The sequence below is a fragment of the Homoserinimonas sp. A520 genome (assembly GCF_054489245.1).
Map to the genome: position 1 here is coordinate 814,512 of NZ_JBTMWX010000002.1, position 19,123 is coordinate 833,634.

Below are 19,123 nucleotides of genomic sequence, written 5' to 3' on the forward strand. Positions count from 1 at the left end.
GCGCCTGCGCGGTGCAACCGACGTGAAGAAAGCTGAGTAACCAGGTGGCAAGATCGACCCCGGTCAAGAAGGCTTGGCGTGCACTGACCTGGTTGCTGGTCATCATCGTCGGTCTCATCGCCATCAACGGTGCGGGAATCCTCTGGGGCAGCGGTGCCTCCTGGGCCCCCAAGCTGGCGCTCGACCTTCAGGGAGGCACGCAGATCGTGCTTGCGCCGCAGCTCGAGAGTGGGCAGACGGTCACGGAAGAACAGCTGAACCAAGCCGTGTCGATCATCCGCCAGAGAATCGATGCGAGTGGTGTGGCTGAGGCTGAAATCGCAACGCAGGGAACCCAGAACATCACTGTCTCCCTGCCGGGCGTCCCCGACAAGGAGACCCTCGACCGGCTGGAGTCTTCGGCCAAGCTCGAGTTCCGCCCGGTTCTCTACACCGACGCCGCGACGACCACCGAGATGGGGGAGGACGGCGAGGATTCGACCGCTACCCCCGAACCCGGTGCTGAGGAGACTCCAGAACCGACCCTGAACTCGACACCGACCGCCAGCCCGACTGACGCGAGCGACCCGAGCTGGATCACCGAGAAGCTCTTCGACGATTTCACCAAGTTCGATTGCGACAGCCTCGACGAAGCCGGCGCGAACGTGGCTCCGGAAGCGGAACCGCTCATCACCTGTGATGACACGCGCACACAGAAGTTCATCCTTGGTCCGGTCGAGGTCCGCGGCGCAAACATCTCGGATGCCAGTCACGGGCTGGCCATGAACAGCCAGGGCGTCACCACCGGCCAGTGGGCTGTCAACATGCACTTCGATGATGAAGGCGCCGAGGCGTTCGCCGACGTCACTCGCAGGCTGATCACGCTCGAGGGTGTTCGCAACCAGTTCGCGATCGTGCTGGATGGACAGGTCATCACCGCCCCGACCACCAATGCTGCCATCACCGATGGCAAGGCAGAGATCAGCGGAAACTTCACCCAGGACAGCGCGAAGACACTCGCCGACCAACTGAAGTTCGGCGCGCTGCCGATCGGCTTCGAGGTGCAGAGCAGAGAAGTGATCTCGGCAACGCTGGGTGACACGCAGCTCTCGAGCGGGATCATCGCCGGACTCATCGGAATGTTCCTGGTGGTCATCTACTCGCTGTTCCAGTACCGCCTGCTGGGCTCCGTCACGGTCGCGTCGCTCGTCGTGGCCGCCGTACTGACCTATCTGGTGATAGCCATCATGTCGTGGCGAATGGGGTTCCGATTGTCACTGGCCGGGGTCGCCGGCCTTATCGTGGCGATCGGTTTCACCGCCGACTCCTTCATCGTCTACTTCGAGCGCATCCGTGATGAACTGCGTGACGGCAAGAGCCTGGTGGGCGCGGTCGAAGCCGGTTGGAAGCGGGCGCTCCGCACCATCCTGGCGGCCAAGGGTGTCAACCTCCTGTCGGCCATCGTGCTCTTCGTACTGGCGATCGGAAACGTCCGGGGCTTCGCCCTCACCCTGGGGATCACGACGGTGATCGACGTGCTCGTGGTGGTGGTCTTCACGCACCCGATGCTGCAACTGCTCGCAACCACCCCGTTCTTCTCGAACGGCCACAAGCTGAGCGGGCTAGATCCACACGCCCTGGGAGCGGTCTACCGAGGGCGCGCCCAGTTCCGCGCACCCATTGCCAAATCGCCGAAGCTCGTGGGTGCGTCGCGAGAAGCGGTGCGCCGACAGACCATTGCTGAGCGAAAGGCTGCGGAATCCGCGGCCAAGTCCAGCTCGAACGCATCCTCCAGGGGGAAGTAGTCCTGATGGCCAATCTCACTCAGTTCGGAAACGACCTCTACACCGGCAAGCGGTCGTACGACTTCGTCGGCAAGTACCGCATCTGGTACACCATCGCCATCATCGGAATGGCGATCTCCATCGTGATTCCGATCATCAACGGGTTCAACTTCGGCATCGAGTTCCGGGGCGGCTCCCAGTTCCAGATCACTGAGGCCGCCAATCCCGAACAGCAGCCGGCGATCGATGCCGTGCAAAGCGTGGTCCCCGAGCAGGTCGCCCATGTGACGTCCGTGGGGGCGAGTGGCCTGCGCATTCAGACCGACAAGCTCACCGACGACGAGACCAACAGCGTCGCCCAGGCCCTCGCCGCGGCCTACGACATCCCAGCTGCCGACGTGACCGCCTCCTTCATCGGACCCAGTTGGGGCGCCGACATCACGGCCCAGGCCGTGCGCGCCCTCGTCGTATTCCTCGCACTCGCCGTCATCATGATGGCGATGTACTTCCGCACCTGGAAGATGTCCATCGCCGCACTCCTGTCGCTCATCAACGTCCTGGTGATCACCGCCGGTGTCTACGCGGCAACCGGATTCGAGGTGACGCCCGGCGCGATCATCGGCTTCCTGACAATCCTCGGCTTCGCCCTTTATGACACTGTCGTGGTGTTCGACAAGGTCCGCGAGAATACTGCGGAACTCGGGCCAGAGTCCCGTCAGACCTTCGGAGAAGCGGTCAACCTGGCCGTCAACCAGACGCTGGTGCGTTCCATCAATACCGGTGTCGTCGCCGCGTTGCCGGTTGCCGCCATCCTGTTCATCGGATCGTTCGTGCTCGGCGCCGACACCCTGCGGGACATCTCGCTGGCACTGTTGGTCGGCATCATCCTGGGTACCACGTCGACCATCTTCATCGGTGCCCCGATCTATGCCCATTTGAGGGAGAACGAGCCGGAGATCAAGAAGCAGACCGCGCGCGCACTCGCGCTTCGCACTGCCAGCGCCGAGTAGGTCAGACCTCCACCCTTGCCACGGTATTCTGGAGTGAGCAAGCCGGAGGAGGGGATATGACAGAGGTCACGTCGCCAAGCCCGGTCGCCAGGCGGAGCCTGATTCCCCGGATCTTCTCCAGGGCTCAGCCGTCCGGCGGCATGGACATCCTGCTCAAGAAGGTCCGCGCGAACGACCCCAAGGCCGACCTCGACGTGATCGAGCGTGCATACGCGCGCGCAGAAGAGGCGCACCGCGGACAGCTTCGCCGCAGCGGCGAACCGTACATCACCCACCCGGTTGCGGTGGCACAGATCCTTGCCGAACTCGGCATCGGCCCCAAGACGCTGGCCGCCGCGCTGCTGCACGACACCGTGGAAGACACCGACTACTCGCTCGACATGCTGCGCGACGAGTTCGGCGACGAGATCGCGATGCTGGTCGACGGCGTCACCAAGCTGGACAAACTGAAGTACGGAGACAGTGCGCAGTCGGAGACAGTGCGCAAGATGGTCGTCGCGATGTCCAAAGACATCCGCGTGCTTCTGATCAAGCTCGCAGACCGCCTTCACAATGCCCGCACCTGGGGCTTCGTCGACTCCGAGTCCGCGGCGCGCAAGGCTCGGGAGACCCTGGAGATCTATGCTCCGCTCGCGCACCGCCTCGGCATCCAGACCATCAAATGGGAGCTGGAAGACCTCTCATTCGCCGTACTGCATCCCAAGCTGTACCTCGAGATCGAGAACCTGGTCAAGCAGCGCACCCCACAACGCGACGAGTTCCTCCAGCAGGTGATCGACGCTGTTCGTGAAGACCTGAAGGCCGCGAAGATCAAGGGCAAAGTGGCCGGTAGGCCCAAGCAGTACTACTCGATCTACCAGAAGATGGTGCTCCGCGGACGCGAGTTCGACGAAATTTACGACCTGGTGGGCATCCGGGTGCTGGTGGGCTCGGTTCGCGACTGCTATGCGGTGCTCGGGTCTATCCACGCCAGGTGGACGCCGATTCCCGGCCGGTTCAAGGACTACATCGCCACCCCGAAGTTCAATCTCTACCAGTCACTCCACACCTCCGTCATCGGGCCGAACGGCCGCGCCGTGGAGATCCAGATCCGCACCGAAGAGATGCACCGCCGTGCGGAGTTCGGCGTGGCGGCCCACTGGAAGTACAAGGAGCGGGTGAGCGGCAAGGGTGTCCTCAAGCCGCTGGGCAGTGACACCGACATGGCCTGGCTCGCCCATATCTCCGATTGGCAGGCCGAGACCTCGGATCCGGGGGAGTTCCTTGACTCGCTACGCTACGAGATCGGCGCCAAGGAGGTCTACGTATTCACCCCGCAGGGCAAGGTGATCGGCCTTCCGGGCGGCGCGACACCGGTGGACTTCGCGTACGCGGTGCACACCGAGGTCGGCCATCGCACCATGGGGGCAAAGGTGAACGGGCGCCTCGTCCCGCTCGAAAGCCAACTCAGCAGCGGTGACGTCGTCGAGGTCTTCACCTCGAAGAACCCGGATGCCGGGCCGAGCCAGGGCTGGCTCACCTTCGTGAAGAGCACTCGGGCACGCAACAAGATCCGACAGTGGTTCACGAAGGAGCGCCGTGATGAGGCGGTGGAGCAGGGCAAGGACTCCATTGCCCGGGCCATGCGCAAGCAGAACCTCCCGCTGCAGAAGCTCATGGGCCAGGACTCGCTGAACGAGGTTGCCGCGCTCCTCCGTTACGAAGACGTCACCGCCCTGTACGCGGCCGTTGGCGAAGGCCATGTGTCCACCCAGTCGGTACTGGAGAAGGTCGTTGCTTCGCTGCACTCGGAGAACGAGGACTCCGACATCCCCATCCCGGCCAAAGGCCGCCGCCGCCGCCAGAACGACAGCGGTTCCGGCGTGCTGGTCAAGGGAGCACCCGACATCCTGGTGAAGCTGGCCAAGTGCTGCACGCCGGTCCCCGGTGATGACATCGTCGGCTTCGTCACGCGCGGATCCGGCGTCTCCGTGCACCAGGCTTCGTGCATCAACGTGGCTGAGTTGATGAAGGAGCCCGAGCGGATCATCGAGGTCGAGTGGGCGCCAACGTCGACCAGCGTCTTCCTGGTTCAGATTCAGGTGGAAGCGCTCGATCGCTCCGGACTGCTCTCCGACATCACGCGCGTGTTGTCCGAGCACCACGTCAACATCCTCTCGGCGACCATCACCACGTCATCCGACCGCCTGGCGCTCAGCAAGTTCGTCTTCGAGATGGGAGACACCACCCACCTGGACAGGGTGCTCAACGCGGTGCGGAGAATCGACGCCGTCTACGACGTCTACCGCGTCAGCAACGGCTGATACCGCAGGCAACGCCAGGGACCGCAAGCGATCCAGTGTTCGCACCTTCCCCGGGAGATTACGGCGCCGATCCAGAAGGGTGACGCAATCCTCGACGGATGCCCCGGCCAGGCCGAGGAGCCGCAGCACCATCAATTGCAGGGGCACATCGAACCCGGAACTTGACCTGACCAGGTCGCAGGCGGTGCGCAGTGGTGAGGTCACGCGAACTCCGCCGAGCACAACGATCTCATTGTCATCGATCACGACCTCACGAACGACGAGCCTGCGGAGCGTGGACGGCTTTGCCCGGGCATCCGCTGCTGAACAGAACTGGTGCTCGCTGGGCGGTGAGTCCATCACACCGAACACCCACGCTGCGGACAGCCGTTCCACGATCACTCTTCCGGAGAGCTGCTGCGCAGCCGCCTGCGCACGATCGGCTGATTGCTCGGGAAGGTCGACTGGGCTGAAGCAGTCCGCAATGGCGAAGAGGTCGCCATCGAGCCTCGCGGCAGACAATTCCGCGATCGGCAGGTCGGCGGGGGAGAGCACGGCGGGCAGGCGAGGTGTCATGCACCCATGGTGGGCTGCCTCTGAGCGGCGAGAAGCTCCAGCCTGCGATTTGTGGGAAACCGGCTGCCGGTCGCGCCTGTGAGCAGGTGCCGGGTCAGGAGCCGATCGCTCCCAGCCAGGCCTTGCGTGCGTCAAGGGCTTCCTGGGCCTCTGCGATGCGCTTGGCGTCTCCACTCGCGCGGGCTGCGGCGAGTTCCTCCTCCAGCTTCGCTATTGCGTCGTGAAGCTGGCTGGCCAGCCCCTCCGAGCGCGCCTGACGCTCCGGATTGTTCTTCTGCCAATGCTCATCGTCAAGTTTGCGCACCGCGGTCTCGACCTTGCGCAGGCGGTCCTCGACCGACTTCACTTTGTCGCGCGGCACCTTGCCGACCTGGTCCCAGCGAGTCTGGATTGAAGCGAGCGCGTTCCGTGCCTTGGACCGGTCGGTCTCGGTCAGGAGCGGCTCGGCTTCGGCCAGCAGCGCGAGCTTCAGGTCCAGGTTGGCAGCGAACTCCTCGTTGTCCTTGGCGTCCACCTCCGACTTCGCCGAGTACAGGGCGTCACCGGCTGCCTTGAACTTGGCCCAGAGCGCGTCATCGAACTTCTTGCCGGCGCGCCCGGACGCCTTCCACGCCTCCAGAAGGGAGCGGTAGGCGGGGATTCCGGCAACACCCTGGGGGACGAGCGCCTCGGCTTTCTCGACCAGTTCCTGCTTCTGGTTGCGCGCCTGCTTGTGCGTGGCGTCGAGCTCAGCAAAGAACGCCTTGCGGTGCGTCTCGATCGTGGTGCGTGCGGCCCTGAACCGCTTCCACAGTTCATTGCCCTCCGCCTTCGGCAGCCGTGGGCCATCCTGCTGGTGTTTCTGCCAGCGGGCGAAAATGTCGTCCAATTCGGCGCTGACCGACTTCCACTGGGCTTTCGCCGGATCCCGTGCGGCGAGTTTCTCCGCTTCGACAACCAGCGCGGTGCGCTCCGCTACCGCTTCGTCGAGCGCCGCCTTGTTCTCGGCGAGCTGCTTCTCGGTGAGTTCGCCAACCGCGCCGCCGAGCGCATCCAGGCGGGCACGCAGCGATGCCAGGTCGCCAACAGCGTTCGCGGTTTCCAGCGTCTTGCGGAGGGCATCCACTGTTGAAGCGATGTCGGCGGCGGGCGTTCCACGCTTGATGCGCTGTTCGAGCAGGGTCACCTGTCCGGCAAGGTCGGTGTACTTCCGCTGGAAGTACGCCAATGCCTCTTCCGGCGTGCCGTCGGGGAATTGCCCGACCTCGCGTTCCACGTCGCCGTCGCGTACAAAGACGGTGCCGGTCGAATCGACGCGGCCCCATGATTCCTGGTTGTTCGTAGTCACAGTCTCACCTTGTTTACCGGAGCCGATTGCTGCTGATGGCCGGTGCCCAGCCTATTGCACCCGCCTATTCCACAATTCCTTATTCCACGCTGACGCCGGTGATCGTCGTCGAAACCACCGGTGCGCCATCGTGCGCCCCATCGGCCACGCCCTTGCTGGCGATCTGCTCGATGAGCTGGTCGAGCCCGGAGGTCACCTGCCCGATCACCGTGTAGCCGCCGGCAGCATCCGCCTGAATGGTGGTGTCCTCGTACACGATGAAGAATTGGTGGCCGTTGCTGAAGGCATCGCCGCCGGCGCGCGCCATGGCGATCGTCCCGGCCGGGTACACGTTGTCGGCCGGCGCGTTCTCGATCGGGCCGTAGCTGTAGTCAGGGTCCCCTGAACCGGTACCGTCGATCGAGCCGCACTGGAGGACGAAGAAGCCGTTATCGGTGAGGCGGTGGCAGGTCTTGCCGGGGAAGTAACCGCTCTGCACGTCGCCAATGAAAGCGGAGACCGCCTGCGGTGCTGCTGCGCCGTCGAGCTGGATGCCCAGGGCGACGTCATTGAGAGTGAGTTCGCCGGTCCAGGTCCGCGCCTCGGCGAGAGACGGGTCGGGCACGGCCTCGGCATTCGAGCCCTCCTCGACCGGATCGACCGGATCAGCCGACTCGACCGGCGCAGGCTCAGGGGCCCCCGGGCCGGCGGTGAAGTACAGAACCTGGGTCACGGTGGCCAGGGTGATGACGAGGACGGCGATGACGACCCAGATGACGTTGTCCCGAACACGGCGGCGAACGGTGTGCGAGAACACCGCCTGCCTGGCGTTGTAGCGGCGGAGGCGGTCCCGTGCCGCACGTGCATCGCGTTCGGCTGTCTTGCTCGGTGCCACTTGTCCTCCGTCGATAGTGCGTGGTCGTCGATACTGCGTGGTCGATAGCGCCTGGCTGGCAGGGTGCCTGCTGCCCCCAAGAACTTTAGCCGACCTGACAACACGGGGGTGTCTGGCGGTGGCCGTAGCATTGAGCGCATGGTGGACGGGCAGCTTGGTTTACGCGGCGGCGCGACCCCACTCGCCGTTCGGATGCGCCCGCGCAGCCTCGACGAGGTCGCCGGACAGAAGCACCTGCTGGGTCCTGGCTCCCCGCTGGTGAGCCTGGCATCCGCCGATTCGGACACTCAGGGATCCGTCTCCGTGATCCTTTGGGGCCCGCCGGGAACGGGCAAGACGACCCTGGCGCAGGCCATCGCCCACAGCTCAGGGCGAAAGTTCGTCGAGCTGTCGGCTGTCAACGCGGGGGTCAAGGATGTACGGGAGGTCATGGAGGCGGCACTGTCGTCCCGCGACCTCTACGGGGTCTCCACCGTTCTCTTCCTGGACGAGATCCACCGGTTCTCGAAGGCGCAGCAGGACGCGCTTCTGCCTGGGGTGGAGAACGGGTGGGTGATCCTCGTCGCGGCGACAACCGAGAACCCGTCGTTCTCGGTGATCTCGCCGCTGCTGTCCCGTTCGCTGCTGTTGACGCTTCAGCAGTTGAGCGATGACGACCTCGGCATCCTGATCGACCGCGCCGTCTCCGACCCGCGGGGCCTCGACGGCAAGGTCGACCTCGATCCGAAGGCGCGTGCGGATGTGATCCGGCTGTCGTCCGGTGATGCGCGCCGGGCGTTGACGGCCCTCGAAGCCGCTGCAGCATCCGCCACCTCGGTCGCTGGTTCCGCCCGTCCAGTGATCACCGCAGAAACCGTCGCGCTGGCGGTCGACCGCGCCCTGTTGCGTTACGACCGCAATGGCGATGAGCACTACGACGTGATCAGCGCCTTCATCAAGTCGATCCGTGGCTCCGACGTGGACGCCGCGTTGCATTACCTGGCCAGGATGATCGAAGCGGGGGAGGACCCGCGGTTCATCGCCAGGCGCATCATCATCAGTGCATCGGAGGACATCGGCATGGCCGACCCGCAGGCGATGGTCATCGCCAGCGCCGCGGCCCAGGCCGTGCAGCTGATCGGCATGCCGGAAGGCCGGATACCCCTCGCCCAGGCAGTCGTCTACCTGGCGACAGCGCCGAAGTCGAACGCCTCCTACCTGGCGATCGGTGAAGCGATTGCGGATGTCCGGGCAGGCAACTTCGGACGCGTCCCCAAACCGCTGCGTGACGCCCACTACGCGGGGGCGAAGAAACTCGGCCACGGAAAGGGCTACATCTACCCGCACGATTCCGAGTTGGGTGTCGCGGAGCAACAGCATCTCCCGGACGAACTCCGGGACCGCCAGTACTACCGTCCGCAGGAGCGCGGGCATGAGCGGGAGATCTCAGCCCGGTGGGAGAAGCTGCGGCGAATCATCCGGGGCAAGTGATACTATTTACTCCGTCTAGAGCGGGAGTTGCGCACGGCTGCAGCAACTCCAATGCTCAAGGGCAGCGTTCCCAGGGGCATTGTGTTTCCCGGGAACCAGGTTCTTTAGCCGAACCGGCCCGCGACACCATCCCTCTTCTATTTTTCGCGGGTCGCATCCGCGTGCGCGAATCCCTGTCAGAAGACCGATGAAAGCATGTTGAAAGGAAACCGTGTCTACCAAGTCACGTACACGTAGCAAGACCCGCCTGTCGCGGGCACTGGGCATCCCGCTCACCCCGAAGGCCGCCAAGGGCTTCGAGAAGCGCCCGTATCCTCCGGGAGAGCACGGCCGCACCAAGCGCAAGACCGACAGTGACTACGCTGTCCGCCTGCGCGAGAAGCAGCGCCTGCGTGCCCAGTACGGCATCCGCGAAGCGCAGCTGAAGATCGTCTTCCAGGAGGCTCGTCGCGCCGAGGGCCTGACCGGTGAGAACCTGGTCGAGCTGCTCGAGATGCGCCTCGACGCCATCCTGGTCCGCGCCGCCATCGCCCGGACCACCGCGCAGGCCCGCCAGATGATCGTGCACCGTCACATCATCGTCGACGGCCAGCGTGTCGACCGCCCGTCGTTCCGTGTCAAGCCCGGCCAGTTGGTCGCGGTCCACGCCCGCAGCGAGGGCATGGAGCCGTTCCAGGTTGCGGCAGCCGGCGGTCACGTCGACCTCCTGCCCAAGACCCCGAGCTACCTCGAGGTTGAGCTCGACAAGCTGCAGGTGCGCCTCGCGCGTCGCCCGAAGCGCGCCGAGGTCCCGGTGACCTGTGAAGTGCAGCTCGTCGTCGAGTACTACGCAGCCCGCTAGGGTTTCGCAACACTTGAGCCGAAAGCGGGTCACCGGATGGTGGCCCGCTTTTCGCGTCCCCGGGCGGCGCATCTCCGCCCGCTTCGGGCGAGTAGCGCTCGGCAAGTAAGCTTTCAGCATCCACCAGACCAATGAGGAGCACGTTCATGAAGAACCTACTGTTGCTGATTCTCGGTGCCGGGATCGGCTTCGTCGCCGCCCACCAGATCAACAAGACTCCGGAGGGCCGGCAATTCTTCGAGGACGTCGACTCGGTTGCCCGCGAATTCACCGGGGCCGTTATCGACGGCTACAAGTCCCGCGAGGCTGAGCTGCGTGCAGCGGTGGCCGAGGCGGAGGAGACCATCGCCGACCTCTCCAAGCGCGTGCAGGACTGACCGCTTCTCCCGCAACCAACCGATCATTGCGACCGGGCGCTGCCCGGTCCACCACTACAGGACTCCATGCAAACCGCTGAAATTCGTCAACGCTGGCTCGACTTCTTCGCTGGGCGGGGCCATACCGTCGTCCCCTCAGCCTCGTTGGTGAGCGACGACCCGACGCTGCTGTTCACGATCGCCGGCATGGTTCCCTTCATCCCGTACCTCTCCGGTCTCATCCCGGCTCCGTACCCGCGCGCCACCAGCGTGCAGAAGTGCATCCGCACCCTCGACATCGAGGAGGTCGGCAAGACCACCAGGCACGGCACGTTCTTCCAGATGAACGGCAACTTCTCCTTCGGCGACTACTTCAAGGAGCAGGCCATCGCCTACGCCTGGGAGCTGCTCACCTCGAGCGAGGCCGACGGCGGTTACGGCTTCGCGGAGAAGGACCTCTGGGTCACCGTCTACGAGGATGACGACGAGGCGGCAGCGCTCTGGAAGAAGATAGCCGGGCTGCCGGATGAACGGATCCAGCGGCTCGGCGCTGCGGACAACTACTGGCACACCGGCCAGTCCGGCCCCGGTGGCCCCTGCTCGGAGATCTATTTCGATCGTGGCCCCCAGTACGGTCCGGACGGCGGCCCCGCAGTGGACGACACCCGGTACCTGGAGATCTGGAACCTGGTGTTCATGCAGTACCTGCTCGACGACGTGAAGAGCAAGACCGACTTCCGTGTCGTGCGCGAACTCCCGAAGAAGAACATCGACACCGGTATGGGCCTCGAACGGGTCGCGTTCGTCAAGCAGGGAGTCGACAATCTTTACGAGATAGACCAGGTGCGCCCCGTCCTGGACCGTGCCGCTGAACTCTCCGGCCGCAAGTACGGTGCAGACCACGGCGACGACGTGCGGATGCGTGTGGTTGCCGACCATGTGCGATCCGCCCTGATGCTGATGGCTGACGGCGTGAGGCCGTCCAATGAGGGCCGTGGCTACATCCTGCGCCGGCTGCTCCGCCGCAGCGTCCGTGCGATGCGGCTGCTGGGCGTTGACGAGCCTGTTTTCGCCGAACTGTTCCCCGCATCCCGGGACGCCATGAAATCGTCGTACCCGGAAGTCGGTCACGACTATGGCCGGATCTCCCGCCTCGCCTATGCCGAGGAAGAGACGTTCCTGGCGACGCTCGCCACCGGGACGACGATCCTGGATGTCGCGGTGGCGGACACGAAGAAGGCCGGAGCGGCTGAACTGGCCGGAGACACGGCGTTCCTGCTGCACGACACTTTCGGCTTCCCGATCGACCTCACGCTGGAAATGGCGGAGGAGGCCGGTCTGACCGTCGACCGCGGCGCCTTCGACACGCTCATGCAGGAGCAGCGAACCAAGGCGAAGCTCGACGCCAAGTCGAAGAAGACGCTGCTCGCCGACCTCTCGGTGTATGGCGAGTTCCGCGCCAAGGGTGAGACCGTTTTCACCGGGTACGAGTACCTGCAGACCGAGAGCCGCGTTCTCGGCCTCATCGTCGACGGACTATCGGTGGATCGTGCAGCTGCCGGCGACATCGCCGAGGTGATCCTCGCTGAGACCTCGCTCTACGCGGAATCCGGTGGCCAGGAGGCGGATGCCGGCACGATCGTCGGCCCCGGCTTCGACCTCGAGGTACTCGACGTGCAACGACCGGTCAAGGGTCTGGTGAGCCATCGGGTTCAGGTGACCAGCGGTGAGGTCGCGGTTGGTGACCAAGCAACAACGGTGGTCGACCCGAAGTGGCGTCGCGGGGCAACCCAGGCGCACTCGGCTACGCACCTGATCCACGCGGCTTTGCGTGAAGTGCTGGGGCCGGATGCCCACCAGTCCGGTTCGTACAACAAGGCCGGCTTCATGCGGCTCGACTTCAGCTGGAACCAGGCGTTGTCGCCTGCCACCCGCAGCGAGATCGAGGAGATCACCAACAACGCGATCCGGCAGAACCTCGAGGTCGAGACGCGCATCATGCCGCTGGATGAGGCCAAGGCCCTCGGCGCCATGGCGTTGTTCGGGGAGAAGTACGGCACGACGGTCCGGGTCGTCGACATCGGCGGTCCGTGGTCACGGGAACTGTGTGCCGGCACGCACGTCTCGCGCAGTGCGGAAGTCGGCCTGGTCAACCTGGTGAGCGAATCATCCGTCGGCTCAGCGAACAGACGGGTTGAGGCGCTCGTCGGCATGGACGCCTTCCGCGATCTCGCGACCGAGCGGGCGATCGTGTCCCAGCTGACCGCAAACCTGAAGACGCCGCGGGAACAACTCCCGGAGAGGATCGCCGACCTGATGGCGAGCCTGAAGACCGCGGAGAAGAAGATCGCCGAATACGAGTCTGCCGCGCTTTCCGAGCGCGTACCGGCGCTCGTGCAGGGTGCCCAGCGGATGGGCGAGCTCACGGTTGTGACGGAGGACGTCGGCATCCTGAACTCCTCAGATGACCTGCGGTCGCTCGTCACCGCCGTGCGGGGCAGGCTGCCAGAAGCGGGCGTTGTCGCCCTGGCCGCGAGCATCGACGGCAAGCCCGCGGTGATCGTAGGAGCAAACGAGCCGGCCCGAAACCGGGGCGCCAAGGCGGGCCAATTGGCCAAGACGGCTGCCGGCATCCTGGGCGGTGGTGGCGGCGGCAAGGACGACCTTGCGCAGGGCGGCGGGTCACGGCTTGACGCCATTCCGGAAGCGCTGACGGCCATCCGCGACGCACTGAGGGGCTGAGGTGCTCCGACCCGGAGTGCGCATCGGAGTCGACGTCGGCAAGGCACGCATCGGCGTAGCGCGCTGCGACCCCCACGCGATGTTGGCAACCCCGGTCGTGACGGTGTCCCGAGGCGAGGGTGACCTGGCGGCGATAGCCGGACTGGCTGCCGAGCTGGAGGCGATGGAGGTGGTCGTGGGCCTTCCGCTGTCGCTGTCCGGCGCCAGGACGGCGTCGACGGATGATGCGGTCGGCTTCGCGGCCCAACTGGCGGCCAGGGTGGAAGTTCCGGTAAGACTTGTTGACGAGAGATTGTCGACGGTGACCGCCCAGCAGGCTTTGCGCGCCTCCGGACGCAACTCCAGGAGTTCGCGCCCAGTGATTGATCAGGTCGCCGCAGTGATAATTTTGCAGCATGCCCTCGACTTCGAGCGCTCGGCGGGAAGTCCCCCCGGAGAGCTCGCTGACCCGGACGAAGGATCATAAGCGTGGCGCCAGATTCGAACGGACCCGGTGACAACTGGGACGACATCTTCACAGCCGACCCCTCGCCCAGCCAGCAGCCGCCCAGCCAGCAGCCGCCCAGCCAGCAGCCGATTGACCAGCAGCCGATTGACCAGCAGCCGGTTCCTGCGGGGACGGAGCAGCCCCAGAGCCGCCGGCAATTGCGGGAGGCAGAAGGCCGCAGGGCACCGGAAGCACCGCCGAGTCAGCCGGCTGCGCGGCCGGATCGACCCGCAGCGAAGCCGCGTCGAGGATCGGGCGGGCGCGATGGCAGGGGTGCCCCGAAGAAAAGACGAGGCAGGGGCTGGATAATCGCGCTCAGCATCGTCGTGGTGCTGCTCGGCGGTGCCGCAGTGGCGACATCCTGGGCCTGGGCCAACTACGAAGACCAGATCCGTAAAGTCATGGGCTGGGAACTGCCGATCGATTATGAGGGCCCTGGCCACGGCGAGGCGACCGTGGTGATCAAGAGCGGCGACGGTGGACAAGAGATCTCGGCAGCGCTCACAGAGGCGGGCGTGACGCGTACCAGCGAGGCGTTCTACACGTTGCTGCTGGCACAGGACCCCCAAGTGGTGTTCTTCCCCGGGCACTACCAGCTCAAACAGGAGATGAGCGCCAAAGCCGCGCTGGCAGCCCTTCAGGACCCGGCCAACAAGATCGAGGCATCCGTTCTCATCAAGGAAGGCTGGAGTGTCGACCAGACGATCGACGCGCTGATTGAGGGGACCGGGCTGGCGCGCGAAGACTACGAGGCTGCAGTGGCAGACCCCGCTGCCTACGGTGTTCCGGCCGAGGCGCCGAGCCTCGAAGGCTACCTCTTCCCCGCCCGCTACACCTTCGACCCCGGAGTGGATACGGCCAGCGTCATCAACACGCTGGTCGCGCGCACCTTCCAGTCCCTGGACGCGGCCGGTGTTGCGGCGGAAGACCGCCACCGCGTACTGACCATCGCATCGTTGATCCAGCGAGAAGCCGGCTCCAACCCGGACGACTTCTACAAGGTGTCGCGAGTCATCCAGAACCGCGTCGACCAGGGCATGCTGCTCCAATTCGATTCCACCTCGCACTACGGCTACGCCTGGAAGCACGGCGAGAGGCTGGAGAGTTCCGTCTTCACGTCGAAGGAAGAACTCGCGGATGACAACCCGTACAACACCTACAAGCATCCTGGGCTGCCTATCGGGCCGATCGGGGCTTCCGGTGATCAGGCGATCGAAGCAGCGATGAACCCAGTCGCTGGAGACTGGCTGTACTTCGTCACCGTGAACCTGGAGACCGGGGAGACCAAATTCACCAACACGAATGCCCAACACAATGCGGCCGTCGAGGAACTGCGCAAGTGGTGCCGCGAGACCCAGAGCCCGAACTGCGACTAGGCCCGTGAGTATCCAAACTGGTTTCAGCGGGACGCCGAGGCAGCTCGCGGTACTGGGCAGCCCCATCACCCATTCACTGTCTCCGCGGCTGCAATCGGCCGCTTACGACACGCTCGGGCTTCCCTGGGAGTATCAGGCGATCGAGCTGACCGGCGACCGGCTGGCCGAGTTCCTGGACACCCGGGACCAGCAATGGCGGGGCGTCTCGCTGACAATGCCGCTGAAACGCGAGGTGATCCCGCTTCTCGACACCCTCGACGAGGTCGCTGAGTTGACCGGCGTGGTGAACACCGTTCTTCTCGACGGTGGGACCCGTCGCGGGTTCAACACCGACGTAGCCGGCATGACCAGGGCCTTCACGGCGAGTCACATTGACCGGCTGGACCATGTCGTGATCCTGGGCGGCGGTGCGACTGCGGCGTCCGCCCTGGTTGCGGCGGCCCGGCTGGGTGCCGCCTCCGCCCGGTTCTGGCTTCGCACCCCGTCGAAGGCGACGGCTCTCGAACACCTGGCAGCCGAGCTGGACATGGACGTGCAGTTGTGGTCGTTCTCCGACGTCACGGCTGATGTCGGGCATCCGGATGCTGTGATCAGCACCATCCCGAACGGTGCAGTGGTCAACGTGATGTTTCCCGAGGACGTTCGGCGCGGATCGGTCCTGTTCGATGTCGCCTACGACCCGTGGCCGACCACGCTGGCGCAGACCTGGACCAGCGTCTCCGCCCCGGTCATTTCGGGCGCCGAGTTGCTGATCGAGCAGGCACTCGTCCAGGTGCGCATCTTCGTCACCGGAGACCCGGAAACCGAACTGCCTGACGAGCAGAAGGTGCTGGGAGCCATGCGAGCCAGTATGGGGCCGCTCGCGCAGGATTGAGCCTCATCGCGCCTGTGGGAGGATTCATACATGCTTCGTTGGTTAACCGCAGGTGAGTCGCACGGCCCGGAATTGGTGGCCATCCTCGAGGGGCTCCCTGCCGGCGTTCCGGTATCCATTGACGACATCAGGGCCGACCTCGCCCGCCGCAAGCTCGGCTACGGCCGCGGCGCTCGGATGAAGTTCGAGGAAGACGAACTCACCATCTCCGGAGGGGTGCGCTTCGGGGCGACCATGGGCAGCCCGATCGCCCTTCGCATCGGCAACACCGAGTGGCCACGCTGGGTCGATGTCATGAGCGCGTCCCCGGTCGACCCCGAAACGCTGCCCAAGGGGCGCGGAGCGGCGCTTACCAGGCCTCGCCCCGGCCACGCCGACCTGGTCGGCATGCAGAAGTACGGGTTCGATGAGGCGCGCAACGTCCTGGAGCGTGCGAGCGCCCGGGAGACAGCGGCACGAGTCGCCCTGGGGGCTGTGGCGCGCCAGTTCCTGATCCAGTTGGGCATCCGCCTGGTCAGTCACACCCTGGCAATCGGTACCGTGCGGGTCCCGGAAGGCGCCCGCCTGCCCACCGCAGCCGACGTCACGGCCCTGGACGCCAATGCGGTGCGCTGCTTCGATGCGGCCACGACGACGGCCATGGTTGCCGAAATCGATCAGGCGCACGACGACGGCGACACCCTCGGTGGGGTCGTGGAGGTGCTTGCCTACGGCCTGCCGCCCGGCCTCGGTTCGTACACCCACTGGGACCGACGGCTCGATTCTCAGCTGGCAGCGGCGCTCATGGGCATCCAGGCAATCAAGGGCGTCGAGGTGGGGGACGGGTTCCTCACCACGACCAGGCGCGGCTCAGAGGCGCACGATGAACTCTTCCAGAGCGAAGGGGGGATCATGCGGTCAACGGACAAGGCGGGTGGCACCGAGGGCGGTATGAGCACCGGCACCGTGCTTCGGGTGCGCGCAGGCATGAAGCCGATCGCGACGGTTCCGCGTGCTTTGCGCACCGTTGACGTGGCAACCGGAACGGCGGCGGAGGCTCACCACCAGCGGTCAGACGTCTGCGCTGTTCCTGCAGCCGGCGTTGTGGCAGAGGCCATGGTGGCGCTCGTGTTGGCCAACGCGGTGCTGGAAAAATTCGGCGGAGACTCCGTTGCCGAGACGGCACGCAACCTCGACGGATACCTGGCAGCCATTCCGGATGCCGTGAAGACGACCGGTTCGACCGGCCCGTTCGCGTAACCGCACCATGTCGCCCCGTCCCGTTGTCGTACTGATCGGCCCGCCGGCAGCCGGAAAATCGCGTATTGGCCGGAAAATCGCCAAATACCTGCAGCTAGGGTTCGTTGACACCGATAGCGCGATCGTGGCCGAACATGGACCGATCGCCGGCATTTTCGAGACCAGCGGCGAGGCGGCGTTCCGCCGGATCGAGCGGGCAGTGGTCGCCCGGTCGCTGGAGACGGACGGCGTCGTGTCGCTGGGCGGCGGGGCCGTGATGGACGAAGGAACGCAACAGGCATTGCGCTCCCACCGGGTCGCCCTGCTCATGGTCACTGCGGAGGCTGCAGCGCGGCGAATCGGCGGTCAGAGCGCTCGTCCGTTGCTCGCTGCCGACATCACCGAGGATCGGCTGGCTGCCTGGAAACGCCTCGTCGACTCACGGCGCAGTATCTACGAAGCGCTGGCGAACAAAACCTGGGACACATCGGCGAGGCCCATCACGGCGATCGCCCACGAGGTCGCGGAGTGGGCGAACGCGGACATGCAAACACACGTATGACGAACGCAAAGATTACAGGGGCCGAGATGACAGGAATGACAGACCGATGACGAAAACCATCACCGTGGCGGGAACGACGGCCGGGGGAGCGCAAGACTACGACGTGCTGATCGGCCGTGGCATCCTGTCCCAGCTCGCCGAATTGATCGGGCCGGATGCTCGAAAGGTCCTGATCGTCCACCCACCAACGCTCGCTGCGCGTGCCGCCGAAGTGCGGGAGTCGCTGAACGAACACTACGAGGCACTCCTCGCCGAGATCCCGGATGCTGAGGCGGGGAAGCGAATCGAAGTCGCCTCCTTCTGCTGGCAGGTGCTGGGGCAGTCCGACTTCACCAGGTCGGATGTGATCATCGGCCTCGGCGGCGGCGCGACCACTGACCTTGCGGGGTTCGTCGCTGCCACCTGGCTTCGTGGCATCCGGGTCATTCAGGTGCCCACAACGCCGCTCGGCATGGTTGACGCCGCCATTGGGGGGAAAACCGGCATCAACACCAATGAGGGGAAGAACCTGGTCGGAGCCTTCCACGCGCCGGTGGGCGTACTCGTCGACCTCGACACGCTCGACGGGATCAGCCGGATGGAGATTCTGGCCGGCTTCGGCGAGATCGCCAAGTGCGGCTTCATCGCTGAGCCCGAAATCCTGGACCTGATCGAGCGGGATGTCGACACGGTGACCGACGCCAACAGCGACGAGTTCCTCAGGGTGATCGAATTGTCGATCGGCGTGAAGGCGAAAGTGGTCAGTGAGGATTTCCGGGACCACGGCGCCCGTGAAATCCTGAATTACGGTCACACTCTCGGCCATGCCATCGAATATTCCGAGCGCTACCAGTGGCGCCACGGTGCAGCGGTCGCGGTGGGCATGATGTACGCCGCAGAACTGGCTCGGCTGACCGGGCGGCTGTCTGACGAGGTCGTTGACCGGCATCGGAGCATCCTGGAGTCCCTCCAGCTGCCGACCACCTACCCGGTTGGCCGGTGGAACACGCTCCTCAGCGTCATGAAGCGCGACAAGAAGGCCAGGGGAGACCTGCTCCGGTTCATCGTGCTGGACGACCTCGCGAAGCCGACAGTGCTGGCGGGGCCCGACCAGAGCCTCCTCTTCGCGGCCTACCAGGAGATCGGCGTCTGAGCGCCCGCGCCCACTCCGTCGTCTTCTCCTCCACAACCCGCTCGCTTCCCTTTATCCACAGCAAATCTGTGGAGAAGAAGTACTCACATTCGCTAGAATAAATCTTCGAATGTGAGAGAATAGTGGCATGTCCCAGTTCACCGATTCCCTCAGCAGCATCGCGGCGGCCGCCGCCTTACTGCCGCGGGATTCGGCGACCCTGGCCGGCCTGCCCGAAGAGGAACTGTTGGCCA

At 65.1% G+C, this 19,123-nt stretch carries 15 protein-coding genes and 1 pseudogene; 13 read left to right on the plus strand and 3 right to left on the minus strand.

Annotated features, from left to right (window positions below; genetic code table 11):
* Positions 1–44: 44 nt before the first annotated feature.
* Genes secD through ACX3PH_RS08560 form a run of 3 tightly spaced genes read left to right on the plus strand, consistent with a single transcriptional unit; the run spans position 45 to position 5,076 of the window.
* Entirely contained in the window at positions 45–1,784 is a 1,740-nt protein-coding gene (gene secD, locus ACX3PH_RS08550) for a protein translocase subunit SecD (protein ID WP_459091391.1), read from the plus strand.
* Between the two features lie 5 nt (positions 1,785–1,789).
* The gene (secF, locus tag ACX3PH_RS08555) at positions 1,790–2,773 is read left to right on the plus strand and encodes a protein translocase subunit SecF (RefSeq protein ID WP_459091393.1); all 984 of its coding nucleotides are present in this window, start codon (positions 1,790–1,792) and stop codon (positions 2,771–2,773) included.
* 56 nt (positions 2,774–2,829) lie between these two features.
* Positions 2,830–5,076, plus strand: a complete 2,247-nt coding sequence (locus tag ACX3PH_RS08560) for a RelA/SpoT family protein (protein ID WP_459091395.1) — start codon at positions 2,830–2,832, stop codon at positions 5,074–5,076.
* Positions 5,077–5,238: 162 nt separating this feature from the next.
* Here the strand turns inward: ACX3PH_RS08560 and ACX3PH_RS08565 are convergent.
* The 3 genes and pseudogenes from ACX3PH_RS08565 to ACX3PH_RS08575 all read right to left on the minus strand — a co-directional run.
* Positions 5,239–5,631: pseudogene (locus tag ACX3PH_RS08565) on the minus strand (type IV toxin-antitoxin system AbiEi family antitoxin); the annotation flags it as partial.
* Positions 5,632–5,725: 94 nt separating this feature from the next.
* Positions 5,726–6,958, minus strand: coding sequence for a DUF349 domain-containing protein (locus ACX3PH_RS08570; RefSeq protein ID WP_459091397.1), 1,233 nt, complete (start codon positions 6,956–6,958; stop codon positions 5,726–5,728).
* A gap of 79 nt (positions 6,959–7,037) precedes the next feature.
* A complete protein-coding gene (locus ACX3PH_RS08575) occupies positions 7,038–7,832 on the minus strand; it encodes a peptidylprolyl isomerase (protein ID WP_459091399.1) in 795 nt (264 codons plus the stop codon).
* 138 nt (positions 7,833–7,970) lie between these two features.
* On the opposite strand from ACX3PH_RS08575, the gene ACX3PH_RS08580 reads away from it, so the two are divergent.
* The 10 genes from ACX3PH_RS08580 to aroB all read left to right on the plus strand — a co-directional run bounded on the left by ACX3PH_RS08580 (position 7,971) and on the right by aroB (position 18,890).
* Positions 7,971–9,302 carry a replication-associated recombination protein A gene (locus ACX3PH_RS08580; RefSeq protein ID WP_459091400.1) on the plus strand — a complete coding sequence of 444 codons (1,332 nt, stop codon included), beginning with the start codon at positions 7,971–7,973 and terminating at the stop codon, positions 9,300–9,302.
* A 211-nt stretch (positions 9,303–9,513) separates the two neighbouring features.
* Positions 9,514–10,143, plus strand: a complete 630-nt coding sequence (gene rpsD, locus ACX3PH_RS08585; RefSeq protein ID WP_459091402.1) for a 30S ribosomal protein S4 — start codon at positions 9,514–9,516, stop codon at positions 10,141–10,143.
* A gap of 146 nt (positions 10,144–10,289) precedes the next feature.
* Positions 10,290–10,520: a hypothetical protein gene (locus ACX3PH_RS08590; RefSeq protein ID WP_459091404.1), complete on the plus strand. Its 231-nt coding sequence runs from the start codon at positions 10,290–10,292 to the stop codon at positions 10,518–10,520.
* Positions 10,521–10,586: 66 nt separating this feature from the next.
* Positions 10,587–13,241: an alanine--tRNA ligase gene (gene alaS / locus ACX3PH_RS08595; RefSeq protein WP_459091406.1), complete on the plus strand. Its 2,655-nt coding sequence runs from the start codon at positions 10,587–10,589 to the stop codon at positions 13,239–13,241.
* A 1-nt stretch (position 13,242) separates the two neighbouring features.
* Positions 13,243–13,707 carry a Holliday junction resolvase RuvX gene (gene ruvX, locus ACX3PH_RS08600; RefSeq protein WP_459091408.1) on the plus strand — a complete coding sequence of 155 codons (465 nt, stop codon included), beginning with the start codon at positions 13,243–13,245 and terminating at the stop codon, positions 13,705–13,707.
* Positions 13,708–13,709: 2 nt separating this feature from the next.
* On the plus strand, positions 13,710–15,104 hold the full coding sequence (mltG, locus tag ACX3PH_RS08605) for an endolytic transglycosylase MltG (RefSeq protein ID WP_459091410.1): 1,395 nt from the start codon (positions 13,710–13,712) through the stop codon (positions 15,102–15,104).
* A gap of 4 nt (positions 15,105–15,108) precedes the next feature.
* Positions 15,109–15,978, plus strand: a complete 870-nt coding sequence (locus tag ACX3PH_RS08610; RefSeq protein WP_459091412.1) for a shikimate dehydrogenase family protein — start codon at positions 15,109–15,111, stop codon at positions 15,976–15,978.
* A 30-nt stretch (positions 15,979–16,008) separates the two neighbouring features.
* Positions 16,009–17,217, plus strand: coding sequence for a chorismate synthase (gene aroC, locus ACX3PH_RS08615; RefSeq protein WP_459091414.1), 1,209 nt, complete (start codon positions 16,009–16,011; stop codon positions 17,215–17,217).
* A 7-nt stretch (positions 17,218–17,224) separates the two neighbouring features.
* Positions 17,225–17,758, plus strand: coding sequence for a shikimate kinase (locus ACX3PH_RS08620; RefSeq protein ID WP_459091416.1), 534 nt, complete (start codon positions 17,225–17,227; stop codon positions 17,756–17,758).
* 46 nt (positions 17,759–17,804) lie between these two features.
* Positions 17,805–18,890 (plus strand): 3-dehydroquinate synthase, encoded by a 1,086-nt coding sequence (gene aroB / locus ACX3PH_RS08625; RefSeq protein ID WP_459091418.1) that lies wholly within the window; start codon positions 17,805–17,807, stop codon positions 18,888–18,890.
* The last annotated feature ends 233 nt before the right edge of the window (positions 18,891–19,123 follow it).

Coding starts and splice junctions, on each gene's coding strand:
- secF (WP_459091393.1), top strand. CDS start 1,790: ATGGCCAATCTCACTCAGTTCGGAAACGACCTCTACACCGGCAAGCGG.
- ACX3PH_RS08560 (WP_459091395.1), top strand. CDS start 2,830: ATGACAGAGGTCACGTCGCCAAGCCCGGTCGCCAGGCGGAGCCTGATT.
- ACX3PH_RS08580 (WP_459091400.1), top strand. CDS start 7,971: ATGGTGGACGGGCAGCTTGGTTTACGCGGCGGCGCGACCCCACTCGCC.
- ACX3PH_RS08590 (WP_459091404.1), top strand. CDS start 10,290: ATGAAGAACCTACTGTTGCTGATTCTCGGTGCCGGGATCGGCTTCGTC.
- alaS (WP_459091406.1), top strand. CDS start 10,587: ATGCAAACCGCTGAAATTCGTCAACGCTGGCTCGACTTCTTCGCTGGG.
- aroC (WP_459091414.1), top strand. CDS start 16,009: ATGCTTCGTTGGTTAACCGCAGGTGAGTCGCACGGCCCGGAATTGGTG.
- ACX3PH_RS08620 (WP_459091416.1), top strand. CDS start 17,225: ATGTCGCCCCGTCCCGTTGTCGTACTGATCGGCCCGCCGGCAGCCGGA.
- aroB (WP_459091418.1), top strand. CDS start 17,805: ATGACGAAAACCATCACCGTGGCGGGAACGACGGCCGGGGGAGCGCAA.